19 protein-coding genes and 1 pseudogene are annotated in these 19,979 nt (G+C 60.4%); 12 read left to right on the forward strand and 8 right to left on the reverse strand.

Annotation, left to right across the window (positions count from 1 at the left end; translation table 11 throughout):
• Position 1: 1 nt before the first annotated feature.
• Positions 2-1,264 (reverse strand): D-alanyl-D-alanine carboxypeptidase family protein, encoded by a 1,263-nt coding sequence (locus FOM02_RS27820; RefSeq protein WP_027558089.1) that lies wholly within the window; start codon positions 1,262-1,264, stop codon positions 2-4.
• 153 nt (positions 1,265-1,417) lie between these two features.
• Between FOM02_RS27820 and FOM02_RS27825 the strand changes: the two genes are divergently transcribed.
• Positions 1,418-2,374, forward strand: a complete 957-nt coding sequence (locus FOM02_RS27825; protein WP_027558090.1) for an alpha/beta fold hydrolase — start codon at positions 1,418-1,420, stop codon at positions 2,372-2,374.
• Here FOM02_RS27825 and FOM02_RS27830 read toward each other — a convergent pair.
• A complete protein-coding gene (locus tag FOM02_RS27830; protein ID WP_051377889.1) occupies positions 2,368-3,294 on the reverse strand; it encodes a septal ring lytic transglycosylase RlpA family protein in 927 nt (308 codons plus the stop codon). The two genes, FOM02_RS27825 and FOM02_RS27830, sit on opposite strands and share 7 nt — an antisense overlap.
• Before the next feature lie 968 nt (positions 3,295-4,262).
• Positions 4,263-4,553 (reverse strand): hypothetical protein, encoded by a 291-nt coding sequence (locus tag FOM02_RS27835; protein WP_027558092.1) that lies wholly within the window; start codon positions 4,551-4,553, stop codon positions 4,263-4,265.
• 160 nt (positions 4,554-4,713) lie between these two features.
• Between FOM02_RS27835 and FOM02_RS27840 the strand changes: the two genes are divergently transcribed.
• The gene (locus tag FOM02_RS27840; protein ID WP_027558093.1) at positions 4,714-5,295 is read left to right on the forward strand and encodes a TIGR00645 family protein; all 582 of its coding nucleotides are present in this window, start codon (positions 4,714-4,716) and stop codon (positions 5,293-5,295) included.
• Positions 5,296-5,311: 16 nt separating this feature from the next.
• Here FOM02_RS27840 and FOM02_RS27845 read toward each other — a convergent pair whose 3' ends face one another.
• Positions 5,312-5,632, reverse strand: a complete 321-nt coding sequence (locus FOM02_RS27845; RefSeq protein ID WP_027558094.1) for a DUF1476 domain-containing protein — start codon at positions 5,630-5,632, stop codon at positions 5,312-5,314.
• Positions 5,633-6,036: 404 nt separating this feature from the next.
• Positions 6,037-6,228 (reverse strand): hypothetical protein, encoded by a 192-nt coding sequence (locus tag FOM02_RS27850; protein ID WP_027558095.1) that lies wholly within the window; start codon positions 6,226-6,228, stop codon positions 6,037-6,039.
• Between the two features lie 585 nt (positions 6,229-6,813).
• On the opposite strand from FOM02_RS27850, the gene FOM02_RS27855 reads away from it, so the two are divergent.
• The 4 genes from FOM02_RS27855 to FOM02_RS27870 all read left to right on the forward strand — a co-directional run bounded on the left by FOM02_RS27855 (position 6,814) and on the right by FOM02_RS27870 (position 9,840).
• Positions 6,814-7,101, forward strand: a complete 288-nt coding sequence (locus FOM02_RS27855) for a DUF3551 domain-containing protein (RefSeq protein ID WP_035731236.1) — start codon at positions 6,814-6,816, stop codon at positions 7,099-7,101.
• Between the two features lie 311 nt (positions 7,102-7,412).
• On the forward strand, positions 7,413-7,856 hold the full coding sequence (locus tag FOM02_RS27860) for an SxtJ family membrane protein (protein WP_035729744.1): 444 nt from the start codon (positions 7,413-7,415) through the stop codon (positions 7,854-7,856).
• Positions 7,856-8,008, forward strand: coding sequence for a DUF5989 family protein (locus FOM02_RS27865; RefSeq protein ID WP_092217276.1), 153 nt, complete (start codon positions 7,856-7,858; stop codon positions 8,006-8,008). The genes FOM02_RS27860 and FOM02_RS27865 overlap by 1 nt, the downstream gene beginning before the upstream one ends.
• A gap of 2 nt (positions 8,009-8,010) precedes the next feature.
• The gene (locus tag FOM02_RS27870; protein WP_027558097.1) at positions 8,011-9,840 is read left to right on the forward strand and encodes a carbamoyltransferase; all 1,830 of its coding nucleotides are present in this window, start codon (positions 8,011-8,013) and stop codon (positions 9,838-9,840) included.
• Positions 9,841-9,844: 4 nt separating this feature from the next.
• Here the strand turns inward: FOM02_RS27870 and FOM02_RS27875 are convergent, their stop codons facing one another.
• Positions 9,845-10,822: an SGNH/GDSL hydrolase family protein gene (locus FOM02_RS27875; RefSeq protein WP_141263139.1), complete on the reverse strand. Its 978-nt coding sequence runs from the start codon at positions 10,820-10,822 to the stop codon at positions 9,845-9,847.
• Positions 10,823-11,809: 987 nt separating this feature from the next.
• Here FOM02_RS27875 and FOM02_RS27880 point away from each other — a divergent pair.
• Together FOM02_RS27880 and FOM02_RS27885 are read left to right on the forward strand one after the other, a co-directional pair.
• Positions 11,810-12,031, forward strand: coding sequence for a hypothetical protein (locus tag FOM02_RS27880; RefSeq protein WP_027558099.1), 222 nt, complete (start codon positions 11,810-11,812; stop codon positions 12,029-12,031).
• A complete protein-coding gene (locus tag FOM02_RS27885; RefSeq protein WP_265440260.1) occupies positions 12,028-12,393 on the forward strand; it encodes a hypothetical protein in 366 nt (121 codons plus the stop codon). Before FOM02_RS27880 ends, FOM02_RS27885 begins: the two co-directional genes overlap by 4 nt.
• Before the next feature lie 140 nt (positions 12,394-12,533).
• On the opposite strand, the gene FOM02_RS27890 is transcribed toward FOM02_RS27885, so the two are convergent.
• Entirely contained in the window at positions 12,534-13,682 is a 1,149-nt protein-coding gene (locus FOM02_RS27890) for a serine hydrolase domain-containing protein (protein WP_051377887.1), read from the reverse strand.
• A 547-nt stretch (positions 13,683-14,229) separates the two neighbouring features.
• On the opposite strand from FOM02_RS27890, the gene FOM02_RS27895 reads away from it, so the two are divergent.
• Positions 14,230-15,015: a hypothetical protein gene (locus tag FOM02_RS27895; protein ID WP_027558101.1), complete on the forward strand. Its 786-nt coding sequence runs from the start codon at positions 14,230-14,232 to the stop codon at positions 15,013-15,015.
• Positions 15,016-16,571: 1,556 nt separating this feature from the next.
• On the opposite strand, the gene FOM02_RS27900 is transcribed toward FOM02_RS27895, so the two are convergent.
• Positions 16,572-17,579, reverse strand: coding sequence for an alpha/beta fold hydrolase (locus tag FOM02_RS27900; RefSeq protein ID WP_265442208.1), 1,008 nt, complete (start codon positions 17,577-17,579; stop codon positions 16,572-16,574).
• A gap of 236 nt (positions 17,580-17,815) precedes the next feature.
• Between FOM02_RS27900 and FOM02_RS27905 the strand changes: the two genes are divergently transcribed.
• The 3 genes and pseudogenes from FOM02_RS27905 to FOM02_RS27915 all read left to right on the forward strand — a co-directional run bounded on the left by FOM02_RS27905 (position 17,816) and on the right by FOM02_RS27915 (position 19,954).
• Entirely contained in the window at positions 17,816-18,607 is a 792-nt protein-coding gene (locus FOM02_RS27905; RefSeq protein WP_265440261.1) for a sensor histidine kinase, read from the forward strand.
• An 89-nt stretch (positions 18,608-18,696) separates the two neighbouring features.
• Positions 18,697-19,062: a response regulator gene (locus FOM02_RS27910; RefSeq protein WP_265440262.1), complete on the forward strand. Its 366-nt coding sequence runs from the start codon at positions 18,697-18,699 to the stop codon at positions 19,060-19,062.
• Positions 19,063-19,163: 101 nt separating this feature from the next.
• Positions 19,164-19,954 (forward strand): annotated as a pseudogene (locus FOM02_RS27915) (alpha/beta fold hydrolase).
• Positions 19,955-19,979 lie beyond the last annotated feature (25 nt).

A 19,979-nucleotide genomic window follows, 5' to 3' on the forward strand; every position in this document is an offset into this window, starting at 1 on the left:
ATCAGAGCTTCTCGGCGCCTGCGCGGAACATGCCGATCACCAGCTCGCTGGCGCCGTCGATCGCGCGCCGCATCGTCGAGCCGGTGCCGATCGCCTCCGCCGCATAGACCGGCGTCTCCACCGCGATGTTGCCGCTGCGCCAGACCTTGACCACGCCGACCTGCTGGCCTTCCTGCACCGGCGCGCGCACCGGGCCGCTATAGACGATGCGCGCGATCAGCTTGTCGCTGCCGTTCTTGTGCACCATCACCTTGACGGGCGTCTTGGCCACCAGCTTCACCGAGCGGCTCTCGCCGCCGAATACTTTGGCGTAGCCGACCGGCTGGTCGGCCGCGATCAATGTCCGCGTCTCGAAATTGCGAAAGCCCCATTCCAGCATCTTCTTGGCTTCGGTGGCGCGATCCTCGGGGTCTTCGAGCCCGTTGACGACGACGATCAGCCGCGTGCCGTTCTGCACGGCCGAGCCGACCATGCCGTAGCCGCCTTCCTTGGTGTAGCCGGTCTTGAGGCCGTCGGCGCCTTCCATCGAATTGAGCAGCGGATTGCGGTTGGGCTGCCGAATCTTGTTCCAGGTGAACTCCTTCTCGCCGAACAGTTTGTAGAATTCGGGGAAGTCGAGAATGATGTGGCGGGCGAGGATGCCGAGCTCGCGCACGGTCATCTTGTTGCCGGGGTCGGGCAGACCGTTGGAGTTGCCGAAAGTCGATCTGGTCATGCCGAGCTCGCGGGCGCGCTTGGTCATGAAGTCGGCGGCAAAGATCTTCTCGTTGCCGGCGATGCCTTCGGCGAGCGCGATGCAGGCATCGTTGCCGCTCTGGATGATCGCTCCATGCAGGAGATCGTCGACCGAGACCTTGCTGTTGATCGCGGCGAACATGGTCGAGCCGCCCGAGGGCGCCCCGCCCTTGCGCCAGGCATTCTCGCTGATCCGATAATCGTCGGTCAGCTTCACGTCGCCCTTCTTGATCGCGTTGAAGACGACTTCCGCCGTCATCAGCTTCATCATGCTGGAGGGCGCGCGCAGCTCGTCGGCATTCTTCTCGAACAGCACGCTGCCGCTGGAGGCTTCGATCAGGATCGCGGTCGGCGCATCGCCGTCGAAGCCGGCCTCTTCCGTCTTCTTGGCGCCCTGCACGCTCTGGTTGGCGGCGTGGAGAATCCCGCCCCAGCCGACGCTCGCCGCCAAAACTGTCGCGATCAGCCCACGCGCCAGCGCTCCGGTGGTGCACCGGCTGCGACGGAGCGGAATGAGACGAAATGCCATGGCCAAGCCCTGAGAGCGGCGTTCTAACAGTTGGAACCGGCGCGAACAACACGCGGCTGGGTGCCGGCACCCGAGTTTGCACGATTCGCGCCACGCCCCTATCGTGGCACCTCATGTTTGACGACCAAACCCCTGAAACAAGGCGGAAAAGCGATGTCCTCCACCCGCGTGATCAAGGCCAACGGCATCGACCTCTTCATCCGCGAAGCCGGCCAGGGACCGCTGGTGGTGCTGTGTCATGGCTGGCCGGAGCTCTCCTATTCCTGGCGCCACCAGATCCCGGCGCTGGCAGCCGCCGGGTTTCACGTCGTCGCCCCCGACATGCGCGGATACGGCCAGAGCGCGGCGCCGGCCGAGATCGACGCCTATTCCATCCTCGACCTGGTCGGCGACGTCGTCGGCCTCGTGCAGGCGCTGGGCGCGACCAAGGCGATGGTGGTCGGCCACGACTGGGGTGCGCCGGTCGCCTGGCATGCGGCGCTGTTCCGGCCTGAGATCTTCACGGCGGTGGCGGGCCTGAGCGTGCCGCCGCCGTTCCGCGGCCGCGGCAGGCCGCTCGATCTGTTGCGCCAAGGCGGCATCACCAATTTCTACTGGCAGTATTTCCAGACGCCCGGCGTCGCCGAGGCCGAGTTCGAGCTCGACGTCGCCCGCACCATGCGCATCGTCCTCGGCGGCCGCGGCCTTGCCGATCCCAGCGCCGCGATGTTCGTGCAGGAGGGCAAGGGCTTTCTAGGCCACGCGACCAGCGAGGAGCCGCTGCCGGACTGGCTCAGCGAGGCGGATCTCGCCACCTTCACCGAGAGCTTCCGCAAGTCGGGCTTCCGCGGCGGGCTGAACTGGTATCGCAACCTCGACCGCAATTGGGAGCTGACGGCGCCCTGGCAGGATGCGCAGATCCGCCAGCCCTCGCTCTTCATTGCCGGCTCGACGGACGCCGTCATCACCGGCCTGATCGGCGCCAAGCGCATCAACGAGCTCGAGCGCGTGCTGCCCAACCTCCAGCGCAAATTGATCATCGACGGCGCCGGGCACTGGGTGCAGCAGGAGCGCCCCGACGAGGTCAACGCCGCGCTGGTGAAGTTCTTGAAGGAGAGCGCGGCTCAGTAGAGGCCGCGGCCGCTCAGGATGCTGCGGGCCTCGGCAGCGCCGTCCGAGGTATTGGCAGCGCTCTCGGTCGCATAGCGGCCGTTCTCGTCATAGGACACCGCGCGCGCGTTCTGGAGCGCCCGGCCCCGGCTGCGGCTCGAGGCCGACATCTCCGAGGTCGCATTGAGCGAGGCCATGTCGGCGGAGGTGTTGCCGAGATTGTAGGGCCGCCCCTCCGGCATCGGGACCTCGCCGCGAATGGCGCCGCGGCTCGATGACGGCAATTCCGGCACGAATGGCCTAGCGGACGCGACCCGCACCATGGACGGCGACGGCGCCGGAATGCCGGTCCGCAAGGTCGCGATCAGCTGGCGGTCGTCGGAGCCTTCGAGCGGTGCCCGGCCGACATATTCGACGCGGACCTTGGCGACGCCATTGCCTTTGAATTCAAGCAGTTCGGCAGCCTTGTTCGAGACGTCGATGAGCCGGTTGCCGTGATAGGGACCGCGGTCGTTGACGCGGACGATCAGCGACTTGCCGTTCGACATGTTGGTGACCCGCGCATAGGACGGCATCGGCAGCGTCGGATGCGCCGCTGTCAGCGAGCCCATGTCGAACACTTCGCCGTTGGCGGTCAGGCGGCCGTGGAAATCATCGCCGTACCAGGACGCCATGCCTTCGGCACGGTAGTTGACGTCCTCCTCCGGCACGTAGGTCTTGCCCGCCACGACATAGGGCTTGCCGACGCGGTAGGTGCCGCCGCCCTTCGGGACCGGGTCGCCCCAGGCCACGACGCGCGGGCTCGAGGACACGCCGTATTTCGGATCGACGCGGCTGGCGAACTTGTTGGACGAGGCGCAATTGGCGAGCGCGAGGCAGGTTGCGACTGCCGCAACACCGCGCGCGGCCCGCAAAACCGAATCTGACCGTCGGATCCCCATGTGCCCCAAATACCACTTCGCCGGAGGCGTACCCAACCCGCTTTGGCTACGGGGGAGCGCTGTCCGGTCCTTCAAATCCGAAGCGGCCCACCACCGCGTCGGAGCAGTAAGGATAACGCAACCCGAACACGGCGGAAATGGGGAGCCCGCGGCGATCACAGCGGAATGGTAAACGGGGCGTTCGCTTCTCCCCGTTGATCTACGGACCGCAGGCGCCCTTTGCTGTGCCACGGCTGGACATGCTGTTGCGCCAAAACCTCACTCCACCCCCATTGTCGCGCGCCGCCCTGGAATTCTTTTGACTGTGCAAGGCGCCCGCGTCTTCTCGGCTGGCAGGGGCGGATTGGAATTTAACGATGATCGAGACGGTTTCGGCACTGATGGGTCTGGTAAGCGCGGGGATCTTCCTGGCCCATGCGTTTGAAGGTTACCGCACGAGGGCCTGAGGCACTCGCGCGGTCGGCAAGCATCACCTCTTTCAAGGGCGGCACGTTCGGACATTTTTAATCAATCCGACCGAGCATCGAAAACGAGAGTGGCAGGTGTCCCATGCGCAACCATGATCTGGTATCGGATAGCTTCTTGGTGCTGACAGCCGGTGGCTTGGTCCTTCTCTGCTCGAGCCTTGTGGCCCTCGCCTTCGGCTGAGCGCGATCGCAGTTTCGCTTTTTCCGACCACGATTACGCCGCGACGCAGCATGCAGCTGCTGCCCGCCATAGCCCCTCTCCCGTTTAGTTGATTGAATTCCTACGCGCGGCGCCTCGACTTAATTTCAAGAGGCCATCACCAACGAGGGTGACGCAAATGCTTGCAGAGAAATTTTTTCTTGTTCTGGAATCTCTGATCCGCGGCGACCGCATTTACCCCGACGGCAGCCCCCGAACCGTTAGCTCCTCCCCGCACGTGCCGGTGAAGCTGCCGAACCAGAAATAACCGGCGTCGGCCGAACATCCGAATCACGCGCCGCTCATCGCAGGCCGAGCAGCGAGCGGCGATAGAAGCTGTCGCGGGCCTCGCTCCGGCACACGAAGCTGCCGTCGAAACCCTGGCCGTAGCGCTTCTGGCCCTTGCCGTAGTAGACGCCCTTGCGGAAATCGAGCCAGACCACCTGGTCGTGCGGGCAATGGCGCTGCGCCTGCGCCTCGTAGCGAAACGGCGTCAGCGGCGTTGCCGCAACGTCCGTGGCGCCGGCGCCAACCAGGACCGCGGCCGCGAGCACAATCCCGCCCACTGCCTTGCCAAATCCATTCCAGGACACGCCCGCCCTCCCGATCCAGATCGCCTGTACTGCGGCCGCCGGCAGGGTAACACGAGACGTCACGGTCCGCGAACGGCAGCCCCGGCCTCGCGTCTTCCACCGGCCATCTTGCCGGGGTACATGAATGCAAGGTCATTTCGCTCGCAAGGATACTGCCTGAATGTCGGTTGAGCCTGAGCCCAACACTGGCCCACATTCCCTGCCCGCGCCGCGTCTCGGCATCCTGCCGATGATCATCTTCGGCTCGCGCTGGCTGCAACTGCCGCTCTATCTCGGACTGATCGTGGCGCAGTGCGTCTACATCGCGCTGTTCCTGAAGGAGCTCTGGCATCTGTCCTGGCACGCGCTCGACCTCACCGAGCAGCAGATCATGATGAGCGTGCTCGCGCTCATCGACGTCGTGATGATCTCCAACCTGCTGGTGATGGTGATCGTCGGCGGCTACGAGACCTTCGTCTCGCGGCTCGACCTCCAGGGCCATCCCGACGAGCCGGAATGGCTTGGCCACGTCAATGCGAGCGTCCTGAAGATCAAGCTCGCCATGGCCATCATCGGCATTTCCTCGATCGCACTGCTGCGCACCTTCATCGAGGCCGGCAATCTCGGCTCCAGCCGCGCCGGCTTCACCGAGACCGGCGTGATGTGGCAGGTGCTGATCCACATCACCTTCATCGTCTCGGCGCTCGGCATCGCCTATGTCGACAAGCTCAGCGATTCCGGCATGCGCAGGCACGCCGAGTGAGGCGCAAAGGCCGGGCCTATTGCTTGTCTGCTTCGAGCTGCGCGAGCGCCTGGTGCAGGCACTCCTGAAGCTTGGCCGCGACCTGCTCGCGCGCCACGCCTCTGGCGGCGAGATCGCCCGAGACCTTGTTCACGACCTCGTCGATCGTCTGGCTCCCCAGACTGTCCGTCACCAGCGCCGTCGCATAATTCGAAGCCGCATCGCCGCTGAGCCCGAGCTGGCCTGCGGCCCACAGCCCGAGCAGCTTGTTGGACCGCGCAGCGGCCTTGAACATGAGCTCCTCGTCGTGGGCGAATTTGGCTTCAAAGCCCTGCTCGCGCTTGTCGAACGTGGTCATGGTCAGCTCCATCTCGTTTTCGCGTCAAGAGGATCGAAACTGGCTGGGAGCAATCGTCTCCGTGGGTTCACGTCAGTTCGGGATCATCTGAAGCTTCCGGCGGAAGCCAAACGCCGTCAAGCCTCTCCCTGCATGGCGGGAAGATCGAGCGCTGACGCTTGAACAGCGACCTTGCGGGAGTTTCGACGGCTTGACCGGATATGCCCTTGGCAGGCGGCCCTCTCCACCCTGGACCTCGCGCGCAGCCGGTTGCTCGATGTCGCGAATGATTGCCGCATCGCAGCCGAGGCAAGCGAGGCGCTCGAGCTCGCTTTGAGCGCAGCACGGGGCGATGGCCGGCACTGGCGCCGGCACCGGCCGCAAGATCTCATCGAGAGCCATTTCGGCGCGACGCGTGGGATCCGTCAGGCCTTCGCGGCGGCGGCCTCGCGCGCAAGACGTTCGGCCTTGAGCCGCTCCTTGTTGGCGTAAAACGCCTTCTGCGCCTCTTCATGATCGCGCATGGCCTTTTCGGCCTCGATCCGGCGCGCCGCATCGCGCGCCTGGCGCTGTTCAGGGGTCAGGGGTTTGCGTCGGTAGGAAAGGTCTTCAGTCATGGCGAGACAACGCGACGGTGAGGAAAGAGTTCCGCCCCCTCACCCCCACCGGGGGGCCCGGCCAAACCGAAATGTCCGCTTATTCAGGACTTTAGTGGTGACAAACCGAGTTGGACTCGAAGCCATCCGCCTTGCCGGCAGGGCGCTCAGACAAATATCGAAAACAACCCCATGCACAGTAGCTAAGTCGAGCTGGCACAACGCTTTTTCTCATCCGCCGCGGAAAGCCGTTTGACTCGTCGGGCAAAACAGTGGCATTCTGCCGACTTCGGAAAATCCGCCACGGAGTTGCCCGCCTCGCGTTGCGGCGCTTGCCTTTCCGCCTCTCGCCTGACCGGTGCCTGGCGATCGCCGGCGGGCAGGTCTTTTCAGGGCCGGACTGGACTTGCGAAGTCAAGCGCGACCGCTAGCTCATATTGGTCGTCCGGGAAGACAAGCGCGTGTGCCTGTTTCTCGCAATGGCACCGGTTGGACCAAGAACCGGAGACATTCTGCAACGGGACGCGAGCTGCGACACTGTGGACATTGTCCGAAGGCGCCACTCAAATTCGATTGGCGAGACCAAATCAGGAGGTGAATATGAACATCACTCGCCTGCTTCTCGCGATTGTATCAGCTGGCTCAATTCTGGTATCGGCTGGTTCGATCTCGCCTACGACCGCACGGCAATATCGCCAAGGCTACATTCCCCAGAGCGGCCCAGCTGATCTCTACTGCTTGCAGGGGCGGATATGGGGCTACCCCGGCAACTGCCAATTCGCAACCTACGAGCAGTGCATGGCAACCGCATCGGGTACGAACGCCTATTGCGGTATAAACCCGCGCCATGCCTTCGCCGGCAGCGGCTATCGCGGTCAATGGTATCCCTACTAGGCCAGCGTGACCCGCGCGTGTCGGATCAAGACCCTACGCGCCCCACCCTGCGCATCCCGAAAAGGCCGATTGACGCGTCGGGCAAAACAGCTGCGCAAATGCGATTATTCCGACGTGGTCGCGCTGCCCGCCCTCAGCTCGCGACCGTGACGCCGCTTTGCCGAGACCGGCAAACCTCCACGTTACCATGGACATTGCCGAGAGCTCCCGTAATAGGCGCTGTACCGCCCGCCATTGTTGGATTGACTCGACACATCCTTCTATGGAATGGGCTACTTTTGCGGTATTCAGACGATTTCTGATACCTAAAGATGGGCTCGGATCAAGCGGTGAGACAAACCACTCACGAACCTCTCTCCCAAAAGGAGAAACTCGTTGTTGGCTCTGATCGGTCTTTTGGATGGGTGATGGCCGCTGCTCTCGCGGTCGTCAGCCTTCTCAACGTCTGGCACTCCGGCCACTTGTGGCCATGGACCTCGGCTTTGTCCGCAGTGTTCGCACTTTTCGCAATCGTTCGTCCGGCGATGCTGCATCCACTCAATCGTGCCTGGATGAAGCTCGGCTTGCTTCTGCATAAGATCGTGAACCCGATTGTGATGGGGCTCATCTTTTTTGGTGCGATCCTGCCTACCGGCCTGGTGATGCGCTTGCGCGGCAAGGACCCGCTGCGCCTGAACCGCGACGCGGGCGCGGAGAGCTACTGGATTCGCCGGACGCCCGGTCCCGCGCCCGAAAGCATGCGAGATCAATTCTAATGCTCGACTTCGTCTCCGAGATCTGGCGCTTTCTCCGCGTCCGGAAGAAATTGTGGCTGCTGCCAATCCTGGTCATGATGGTCATATTCGGTGGCCTGGCCATCCTGGCCAAGGGGTCGGTCGTCGCTCCCTTCATCTATACCCTGTTCTAGGAATGCGGATCCTCGGCATCTCGGCTTTCTACCATGACAGTGCAGCAGCACTTGTCGATGACGGCCGTGTCGTTGCGGCCGCACAGGAGGAACGTTTCACACGGAAAAAGCATGACGCCGCGTTTCCGCAGCACGCAATAGCGTCTTGCCTGGAGATATCGGGAGCAAAGCTATCCGACATCGATCATGTGGTGTTTTATGATAAGCCGTTCCTCAAGTTCGAGCGGCTTCTGGAAACCTATGTCGCACTCGCGCCGAGCGGGTTCCGCTCTTTCCAGATGGCGCTACCGCTTTGGTTGAAAGAGAAGCTCTTTCAAAAAAGCCTGCTACGGAAGCATTTGGCTGAATTCGACCCGGAGTTCGCTCTCGATCGCCTCTTGTTCGCCGAGCACCATCTGAGCCACGCGGCATCGGCCTTTTTTCCATCGCCGTTTGAAAAGGCCGCGGTCCTGACGATGGACGGCGTTGGAGAATGGGCCACGACCTCCGCGGCGCACGGCGATGGCAACCGCCTGGAGATTTTTCAGGAGATCCATTTCCCGCACTCGCTCGGCCTGCTCTACTCTGCCTTCACTTATTACACGGGCTTCAAGGTCAATTCCGGCGAGTACAAGCTGATGGGGCTCGCGCCCTATGGCGAGCCAAAATACGCTCAGCGCATTCTCGACTCCCTGATAGACCTGAAGGCCGATGGATCGTTTCGCCTCGATATGTCGTATTTCGACTATTGCACCGGGCTGACGATGACCAACGAACGGTTCGCTCAGCTTTTTGGCGAGCCTGTCCGCGAACCCGATCAGTTGCTCACCCCGTTCCACATGGATATCGCAGCCTCGATCCAGTCAGTCCTCGAGGAAGTCGTTCTCCGTCTGACCCGCAGCCTTGCCAGCCAAACCGGCGCGCGCAATTTATGCCTTGCAGGGGGCGTTGCGCTCAATTGCGTCGCGAACGGCAAGGTGTTGCGTGACGGCAAGTTCGATTCCGTGTGGATTCAGCCCGCCGCCGGAGACGCCGGAGGGGCAGTTGGAGCTGCCCTGGCCGCTTATCACCAATTCAAGCAACAGCCGCGTCGCGTTGTGGCTGGCGACGGTATGTCGGGAGCTTTTCTGGGACCTGAGTTCTCGCAAGACGAGGTCGAGCAGCGGCTGTGCGCCGTTGGTGCGCGCTTTGACGTCCTGACCGAAGAAGCGATGATCGAGACGACCGCGGCAGCGCTCGCCGACCAACTCGCGGTTGGATGGTTCCAAGGCAGAATGGAGTTCGGACCGCGCTCGCTTGGAGCACGATCGATCCTTGGCGATCCGCGCTCCGCTTCGATGCAGAAGAACCTAAATCTCAAGGTAAAATATCGCGAGAGCTTCCGGCCGTTTGCACCTGCGGTGACCCGCGAAGACGTCGCCGACTGGTTTGAACTAGATAGCGACAGCCCCTACATGCTTTTCGTCGCTGACGTCAGGAACGACCGACGTCTTGCAATGAGCGAAGACGAGCAGGCACTTTTCGGCATCGACAAGCTGAATATCGTGCGGTCGAGCGTCCCCGCCGTGACGCATGTCGACTACTCCGCCCGCATCCAGACGGTCAGCGCCGACACAAATCCGTTCTTTCATCGTCTGCTGGTCCGCTTCAAAAGCCTCACGGGATGCCCAATTCTGGTCAACACCAGCTTCAACGTGCGTGGCGAACCGATTGTTTGCACGCCGGAAGATGCCTTCCGCTGCTTCATGGGCAACGAGCTCGACATGCTGGTGGTCGGAACCTGCGTCCTGAGAAAGCAGGACCAGGATCCAAGCCTAAAGCAGAGCTACAATTTAGACCTGCCACCAGATTGAACGGTTACTGTCGACGCTCGGAAGCAATAAGCCGCTGTACCTGTTCAGCGACCAAATCGTTGCCTCGTTCAGTCAGGTGACAACATTTGTCGACGAACACGTCGTCTTCCGGATAGTTCCTCAAGAGCCCGATCGTGTCGAGAAAGCTTGTGTCCGTGTGCCTGACGGAGAGTTGCTTGGTTTCATCGTTCGCCGCATCGATCGCGGAACGAAGTGCTGGAGGCCACCTCTGATACGAGCTGTATGGCACGGTGATCGGCGCAACGATGAGCTGCTTCACGCCGGCCCGGACGGCCAGATCATGTAAGCGCTCCAGCGCTTGCCGAATTTCGAGCCGGTACCGGTTGAGCGATTGCTCGTCAATTGGGGTTATCACGTCCAAACGCAGCAATTGATCACGGATCAGTTCAACTGAAGCAATGGGCTGCCACTTCTTCTTGACCAGCACTGCTTCGGTCGTCCAGTCAACTTCCGGACGCCAGTCCGCGCCGAGGCGCGAAAACTGCGTCGCAGGATCGAAAAATTGAAGGTAGAGCGCGCTTACATTGAACTTGCCCGCGATCTCGTGCTCGAAGCGCGCAACGGCCTGGAACAACGAATAGGATGGAATTGCCGCATTGATGACGCATCGAGCGTCATTCGCCTTCTGCAAACGTTCGAACAGTTTACTGGGCATCGATGCGTTGTCAGGCTCGCCATACCCGAATGGAACGGAATCCCCGATGAACACGACGTTGGGGCAATTTGGCTCGGTCCGCTGTGCGCCGCGGCGAAAGCCATATGCATCGGTCGAAATTCCCCAGCCATTTCCATAATTCGGATTTGTTGAATCCGGAACTGCTGTAACGTGGCGAGCGTCGTCTACAAGCCGTGTAAACGAGCGCACCTGGAACGTCTCGGTTGCAACGGGAATCCGCGCGTTACGCACATAGCGCCAAAGCTGCGCCATGCCTTCTACCGACAGAAGGACGAACACGAACATGATGACGTAAAAGATCGCCTTCTTGGTTGGACTTAGTTCTGGCGATGTCGACTCCCGGCTACTCAACCAAAGCTCCCCAACGTTCAGAGATTCCAAACCTGCCGCACCAAAAATCCCGCCTCTGCGCAGATTTCTTTTGCATAGCTGACAGCCGCCGGGACGGTCAACTTCCGGTGGCCCAAAAGCCGGCCATCGACGATCGGCTCGGGGAGATCGGAAGACTGATGACGTTGCGGCGAACACGATGCGATCGCGCGCGTGCTGACGCGATCAAGGTGGCTGAAGGCACGCGGCGATGGTTTCGTCAGGCGGCTAGAGTACCGCAGCCAGAATATAGCTTAGAGCCAGTGGAAGCCCCGAGCTGGCCATGCCAAATGCAATTGCAAATCTACGACGCTGCCTTTTCACAACCCTGGATGGAAATGCTCAGCTTCTGTCGCAAGTTCGGGCCGAAAACCGTCCGTCGTCACGATCCGTGTTCGGCGATCGATTTGCGTAAACAGCTAAATCCGGGGTGGCTTGGCAGATTACCCGACAGTCCATAATTCATTTCCCAGCGTCTACCGAAACGCCTCCGCTAATCAAAGGAGTCGACCGCTGCGCGAGGACAGAGTACCTCGCAAGAACTTCAAAAGAGCAGCTTTGCAATAATTTCGCGACTTCCAGCCGATCAAATTCGGACGTAACTTACCTCGGCACAATTTCGATATCCGCACTTGCCGCGTCGGAAGTCGATCTGTTTGGGGCGGCCTGTGCCATAGGCCATCACATTTATGGCCATCGGCCACGCCCGGCAGTCGGACAGGCAATCATTGGGCTATTCGGATCAAACAACGTCACGCGAAATGAACCAGCTATAGAACGGCGAAGTTCCTAGCGTGTGAAGTCGACTTTGGCCGCCGCCAAATTGGGGAGCCACTCAGCGGTGTTTAGGAAGCTATCTCACGCAGCGCACTTCGCCTCACCGTAGCTAGCTGGGGGTGCAGCATGAAGAGAACGGATGCCGGGATTTGTTTGGATGCGTTGTGGCGTGCGCGCGTTGCCTTGAGCAAGGACATCAATCCGGTGAATACTTTTGAGGCCGCAGGGGCCCTAGATCAAATAGTCGATTTCATTGATAGCGAAGAAGTTGATGCGGCTTTGTCGCGGATCAACGCGCGCGACCATTTCACGGTCATGGAGTTCAGATATCGCGAGGCTCCCCGATGACTGAGTCAGTGTGGTTGTACGTCAACGTGCCCAAGGGAACCGTAAAAGTCTTCGGTTCTTACGATACTGCTAACGAATGGCTATGCCAGAATGATCCCTATGGCGTAGCCGTTGAATGTCCAGTGGAAGATAAGGCTAGGTCCATCGTGCCGAAGCGAACGGACGTGCAAGTTCTGCTTGGCGCCTTTCTGGATGCGCGGGCGATTTTGAGCGCCTACCTAGTGCCAAATAGTCCTCGTGACGCGAACGCCACGGTCGAAAAGCTGATGGACGCACTCATCAGTGATCATGTGTTAGCGGCGCTCAGTCGCATTGAGAGGCGGCGTCGTTTCGGCCTGGTCGAGGTAGAGCACACCAATTAGGAGCCCTGCTGCCCGCGCTGATCTCTGATCGATTGTACCCTTGCTCGGATCGATCAAATGGCTATCGACGACTTCAGAGAGACCACGCCGCTATTTGTGCCGGAGACGTCTTTGTCGGTTGCCTAGAAGGCGCAGCCAAGCTAGGGCCGGCCATCCGGCCAGTCATACTCCAATGCGATACTGTGCATGATCTCGCTGGCCAGTTGGCCACCGTTAGCTCCGTTCGTCATGACGACAGCGCCATCTCCATTCTCAAACAGGATCATCGAACTGAGAAAACCAGCATTGTCGCCTTCGTGCAGAAATCGTTGATGTGGTGAACGCCCGCGAACAACAAAGCCCAGCCCGTAATCGCCAAAACCGGGCGTGAGCATTTGGAGCGCCGTGGCCTGAGACAACAGGGACGTGTCGCGACCGGTCCATGCATCCCGAACACCCAGCGCAAAGTGCGCAAGGTCGGTAGGTGTCGTCCACAATCCCGCTGCGGCTAATTCGGGATAGGTGTGTGGACCTCCAGGCACGGGCGCTCCCGTTGCTTGATAAGGTGTTGCGGCAATTTGAGCGTCATTTTTTGGGAGAGGCTGGAAGAAACTACTGTGAGTCATTCCGAGCGGCTTCAGGACAACTTCTTCAAGCAGGTTTGGGAATGGCTTACCGCTTACGTCGATGAGCATCTGCTGCACAATGGTATAGCCCCCGCTAGAATACTCAAACTGTGCGCCGGGCTCGTGATGGACGACAATAGGTGCTGTATTCGCCGGCGGCTCCCCGTTGAGAATGTTGCGGAGTGAAGGAATTGGTGTGTCCGCAGCGTACCCAGGAAAGCGGCGGACCGTTACACCAGCCGAGTGATTCAGCAGTCTTCGAAGTGTAACCATGGATTGGGCGCTAAAGGAGTTGGCCGGAAGCTTCCAGTTTTTGAGGGACAGATTGACATCGCCATCAAGATTGAGTTTCCCGGCCTGAGCTAGTGCAAGCGCCGCCACTGCAGTAACCGGTTTGCTGATCGACGCTGCCTGGAACAACGTTTCAGGCAGGACCGGCGGACCACCGATGCTAGCGTGCCCGAACCCGCGAGCCCGGATCGCGCCGGCGTGAATGATAGCGATGCTGACGCCAGGCACGTGCAGTTCGTTCATCCGGTCAACAAGCGTCATCGGGCGGCCGCTAGTAGCCGGCCGCAGGCCATTCACAACGCGCTGGATGCGCTGCTCGAAATCGCTGTCGCTGGCTAAGGCCGCGTTGTCCTGAGCGCGTGAAGTCGGGAGGACAACGAGGCTACCTATCATCGCGAGCAAGGCTCGATGAATGATCCTGAGAACCGTCGACTTAGCGTTCCGCGGACAGACGACAGATCGAGACATAGAACAATCCTACCATAAGGCGCAAAGCTTCCCTCGACACGTCTTGCTCGCCCGTGGTGGATCGTGGGCGAGGATCGCCATATGCCTGAAGAGGCGAATGAAACCACATTCTCGGGCCGTAGGATTTGCCTGCGCCTCTTGACCAAATACGCACACGGAGGGACGGCTCAGTCCAGTGCCGGAGGCGTTTTGGTCATTCTTGCAGCGAGGTACCGGACCGGGGGCATTATTCGAAGGGTCAGTGCTGCTTCCGTAGTTTCAAGCCCCCGAACATAGTTCCGCCTTCTCGGCCGCGTTAAAACGTACAGAGCAACTGGCAGGAAAAACGATTGACGAGCACCTGCATGCTAATCCGTGGGAAGCCTCGCAAGCTCGAGACCAGTGCGTTCCGCTGCGTGTTAGCTCGCGCCGTAGCGCAGATGCGCCGATCACTCTCATGCGAATGCCAACGCATTTTGATACTGAGCATCAAATGAATTCCACGCTGGACGACGGGCTCGCGAAAGAGCCGATCGCAAGCTTGGAGGAGCAGCTGTCGAACCTGCTCGAAGCTGGATTCGCTCCTACGGCCCCGCCGGCTAGCATGAAGAGGCCTCCCGCTGCCCTCGCAACGATTCAGGCGCACTGGCACTATGTGGCTTTCGTCGGTTTGCTGTTGGCAGCATCAATAAGTGTGGCTGCCTGGTGGTGGTCATCCTCCGTTGATACGGCAAGGATGACTGCCTCAGATCCAGCAGTTCTGACACGCGCCGTGCCGGACGCCGCCGCACCGACTGCCGTTGCACTGAGCTCCGAGTTAACGCAGCAACTCCAACCGATGGCGCGCGATCTCGCTGCCTTGAGCCAAACGGTCGAACAACTCAAGGCGAGGCAAGAACAATTGATCCGCGACAATGACAATTTGGCGAGCCAACTCAAGGCGAGCCGAGAGGAGTTGGCACGCAACGACCGTATCATCGACCAGATCAAGGCCAACCAGATCGAAATGGCGCGCCAAAACATGACGCTTACCGAGCGGCTCGACGCAAATGAGGAACAACTCGCCCGCGTCCTCACCAGCGCTTCAGAGCCAAAGGCGACACCCGAAGCGCCGCCACAAGTAAGCCCCGAAGAGCCAACGGTGATGCCCGACGTACCGCTGCCGCGTCCGCGGCAGCCGGCCAGTGTCGCCCAAACGCAAAGGCCGCCGCCAACCCCGGAGCGATCGCAGGCCAAGAAGCCGCAGCCGTTATTGGCATGGCCATGGTCACAGCGCTAAAGCGGATATCGACGTCCCACCCCAAAAGCAAACACGCCGACCTCGACGACGAAGGCCGCAGCGAAGTCAATCGCTGCGGCCCGCGCAAGGTCAAATGAACCGGGTGAAAAGATCTAAGTGAAGTATGAGCCAGCCCCGGTGCCCAAACTAGAGCACTGCGATGTTTCGGCCGTATTTCGTCGCGCAAGAAAATACTGTTCCTTTTGAGGAACTTAGAAGGTGTGACATTAAGGTCAGAGCCGCTGAGGACATCGAGAAGCCGTCGGCCTTGGCCTGCGGCATCGGGCACTCGGCGGGCCTTGCGGAGAGTAGAAGGCCCCGGCGGTGGGGGATCACGCGGCCGGGGCAAGTCACCCATCGTTCGGCTCGGATCGCCCGAGCTAAGCGTCAACCCCGTATCCGACCGAAAAGTTTCGAGAACGCCAGCCACTTCTCAATTTCTTAGCCGATTACATAATCGTTCCGTTGGGGGAACGGCCGCCATGGACGACCGCGCTTACATCCTTGATGGTGACGGGCGGATCATCGGTGTGCACGAGCTGGATTGCGCCGACGACGAGGATGCGAGACAAAAGGCAGCCCAATTTCTAGATGGTACGACTAGAAGTCTGGCAGCGAGAGCGGCGCGTCGCGCGATTGAACACCACACCAGACAATAGCGCCTAACCTACCAAGGCGCCGCCTATCTCCAAAGACATACAGACCCCGTTGCCGAATCGCCCTAGACCCAATGTGCCTTGGCGCGCCCCATTACCGTCGAGGCTTCCAACGGCTCCGGCGTTGTGCCGGGGCCGTTTTTTTTTTGCGACCTGGCGGAAGGGGTGTCCTGTCAACCTCTTTGATTCGATGAGCATTTTCCTGCCTTTCGCAAGAATATCTACGGCGCTTGCAACGGTCATTGCTGCGACGCTCCTACCGTAGTTTTCATTGCTACTTGCCCCTCTCCCGCCAGCCTTTTCCTCGAAGTGGACCGCATCCGAGGCCAAACGCTGGTAGTTCGAAAGGCTGCGGTCTACCTAAGTTCGCTTTGGCTGCTAGGTGCGCGATCTCGGATTTTCATGATGAGCCTTTTTTGAGCCAGCAAGACATGGTCACATCAGGCGATGAGATCGGTCTGGAGCTCTTGGGCGCGGCCTGCCGCATGGGCCTCGAGGTCTCGAAACGCTGCGACCGGTGCAATGCCGCCGGCGGTCCGAAAGATTGGACCAAGGGGAAAGAACCGGACGCATCGCAATGACGCGGGTGACGGGTGCGCTGAGCGGCGCTTCCCGGAAGTCCGCTCATGGCGGCAGAGCGGACCAGATTTGCACAACCTGAGTTCTTCGCGGTTTGACCCGAAGCCGACGGCGCCAGATCTGGCGTCGGTCTCATACGAGACGGTCGCGAAAAGCTACGTCCTGCCAGAAAAGTGAAGCGGGGGTGGCTGACATTCGCTTTCAGCCCTTGCCATTAGGGTAAGGAATTGTCGCGCGATGTAGGTGACGTTCACCTTCGCCAGTGCAAAGTCGAGGTTCTGATCGTGGACCAGGTTTCGACCGCGACGTCAGCTCCGCCGTTCATTGCAACGTCCGGTCAGCGGCCTCGTCAACGGCCGCCATCACGTCCGAAGTTGCCGACTGGTGGATCATGTGTCCTGCCCCGGCAACCCGGAGCAGTGAGCTCTGCTTGAGTTCATCGTGCAGCCTGGCCGATTGTTTGCCGATATCGATCAGCCGATCGCATTCCCCGGCGATGATGACCGTCGGCATGTGCAGTCCACCATAACACTTCGATGCTATGAAGGCGGACGGCACCATCATTGACGCCTCCGCGGCGGCGGCACGCATCTGTGACGGCCTCACGGTCATTTCCATGGGAAAAGAGGCGTCCTTCTCTGAGACTTGGCTGGGTCCGAACATCCTGCGCAACATGGCCGGCCACATCATGCGCCCCATGATGGGCGATACAGTGTAGCTGAGGATATCGCCGAGCCCCGGCAAAGCCGATGGCAAAGACGTCGCTGCGTCGGTGCGGGCGGACGGATAGTAGTATCCGGACGCGAGCACCAGCGCTTGCACAGACGAGGGATGCCTCATGGCCAATGCCACCGCGACCGCCGCTCCCCACGAATGTCCGAGAACAATGGCCCGCTCGGCCCCGAGGCGCTCCAGCGCCTTCCTGAACAGATCCGCTTGCACGGCCGGAGTCCAGACGACCTCCCGAGGGCGGGAGCTATGTCCAAAGCCCGGGCGGTCGAATACGATCGTCCTGTATCTTTTGGATGAGAGTTCGATCAGACCGCTGGATTCGAAGTCCTGGATCATACTGCCGTTGCCATGAAAAACGAGCGGCCGACCGCTACCGCGCTCCACATAGTGCAGTCGAACCCCGTCGACCTCGATGAACCGTCCCTTGGGCGGATTATCGCGCTGCGCCTTCTTGGCAAGCTGACGGTTTACGAGGGCCGTGTCGGCCAGAACAAAAGCTGCTGCCCCAGCAACCGTGATCACGGGGTGCCGACGCAGCGAAGCCTTGCTCTCGAATTGGGATGGTCGTGACGAAATGCGGTTTCGGCTCGGGGGCATACGCAACACCTTGAAATGGCCTGCACGATGCCCCAGGAAAATGAGAAATGTTGCAGGAGTCTAGAATGAAAGCGCAGCGACTTCGTTCCAGGACTCCTGCGTGGTGCACATTGTCGATGTTCTCAAGTTCGTCGCCACGGACCTGGAGGCTCCCCAAACGGCGGCCGAACAGGTCGACAAATCGCGTGGCATGGAGGCCGGAGACGGATGGTTCGCAAGAGCACGGCAGAGCTTGCATGCCGCTCTCCGGCTCGCGGACGGCTTCGAGCCTTGCGAGCGAGTGTAGTGAAGCAATGGCAAACCACCGGAGTCTCGAAAGCACTGATCTGGAGGATCTCACCAGGTTCAACGAAGCGATCGATCAGGCTGTGACTGCATCCTTGGTCACGACTTGCGGAACCCGATTGGCGCAGCTTCAATGGCCGCGCAGCGGATCAAGCGTTTCTGGGACGACGGATCCGAAGCAAGCCCAAATGGTTTCCGATCTCATCCGCACGACGGACCGGGCGACGCGACTCCTGGATGATCTGCTCGATCTCGCCCGCTCATCTTTCGGAGCCGACATCCCGGTCGCGAACGCTCAAACCCACATCGCGTCGCTATGCCAGGAAATCGCCGACGAATTGCGAAGCGTACACGAAAAGCAAACTCTCATAGTCACTCAGGAAGGTGATCCGAACGGGCTTTGGGACCTGGCAAGAATGGGACAAGTGCTGTGCAACCTGATGGGCAACGCGGTCCAATACAGCGACGGAACGGAACCGGTCTGGGTGACGATATCGGGCAACGATCCCCTCGCTCTGGCTGTGAGCGTTCACAATTTCGGTCCTGCCATACCTGCTGAAAGCCAAAGGGCGATTTTCCAGCCGTGGATGCGTGGCCAAGTGCAGGATTTGGGTGACCGTGCTCATCTGGGGCTCGGCCTCTACATCGCGAGGTTGATCGTCGAGGCCCATGGCGGCGACATCGCCGTTAGCTCGGACGAGAAGACCGGCACAACGTTCACAATTCAACTCCCTCGCTCCTGACTGCTCGCGGATCGGGCGAAACGCAAGTTCCTGATCTTTAGGAACAATAACTTGATGGCGCGCTTGCCAGCGTGGAGGATTGCACTCGGATGGCGAGCCCCGTCATATTGATTGTCGAGGACGAATTCCTACTGCGGATGGATTCCGCCGAGGTACTCAAAGACGCCGGTTTTGAAGTCATTCCAGCGGTCAATGCCGACGAAGCCATCGCCATTCTATCAGCACGCTCCGACATCCATGTTGTCTTTACGGATATTCAGATGCCGGGTTCGATGGACGGGTTGAAGCTTGCCCGGTTCGTCCGCGACCGTTGGCCGCCGATCAAGATCGTGGCGACCTCCGGTCACGTACACATTGGCGACGACGATTTGCCGGCCGGCAGCGTGTTTCTGCCTAAGCCGTACCGTAGCGCCCAAGCCGTCGAGGTTCTGCGCGAACTGACCAGAACTACCTGATTGATTACTCCTCGGGTATCCGGCGCTCGAGTCGGGAATAGCGTAGATATCGCAATCTCCCGTGGGCAGTTTAAACGGCGCAAGGGAATATAAGGTGGCTCATGTCGAAAGTGCTCGAACGAAACAACGTGCATATTCAAGGTGCCGGCGCAAAAGCGATGATGTTTGTCCATGGCTTCGGCTGCGACCAGAACATGTGGCGCTTCGTGGCTCCTCGTTCGAAACGGACTTTCGGACAGTCCTATTCGACCACGTCGGTGCCGGGCGTTCGGATCTAAGCGCGTACGACAGGGCCAAATATTCCAGCCTCGAAGGCTACGCGACCGACGTTGTGGAGATCGCCCGCGAGCTGGAGTTTTCGGACGCCGTCTTCGTCGGCCATTCCGTGAGCAGCATGATCGGCGTGATCGCCGCCGAAAAGGCGCCCGGAATGTTCGGCAAGCTTGTGCTGATCGGCCCCTCGCCCCGCTATATTGATGATGCAGGATACACCGGTGGTTTCAGCGCAAAGCAGATCGAAGAGCTGCTGGAATTTCTGGAGTCCAACCACATGGGCTGGTCCGCGCAGATGGCGCCGGTGATCATGGGCAATCCGGCTCGCCCCGAGTTGGGCCAGGAGCTGACCAACAGCTTCTGCCGAACCGATCCTGAAATCGCCAAGGCATTCGCTCGCGTGACCTTCACTTCGGACAACCGCGAAGACCTCGCGCGTCTTGCTGTGCCAACCCTCGTTCTTCAGTGCAGCGAGGACATTATCGCCAGCCAGGATGTTGGCGATTTCGTCAACCGCACCATCCCGAACAGCCGGATGATCCTTCTCAAGGCGACCGGCCACTGTCCGAACCTCAGCGCACCGGAAGAAGTGGTGTCCGCCATGCGAACGTTTGTGTGACCCGCGTGGCGTCGCTCGACTTCAC

Origin of the sequence: Bradyrhizobium sp. SEMIA (assembly GCF_014844175.1) — a bacterium.
GTDB lineage: Bacteria > Pseudomonadota > Alphaproteobacteria > Rhizobiales > Xanthobacteraceae > Bradyrhizobium > Bradyrhizobium arachidis.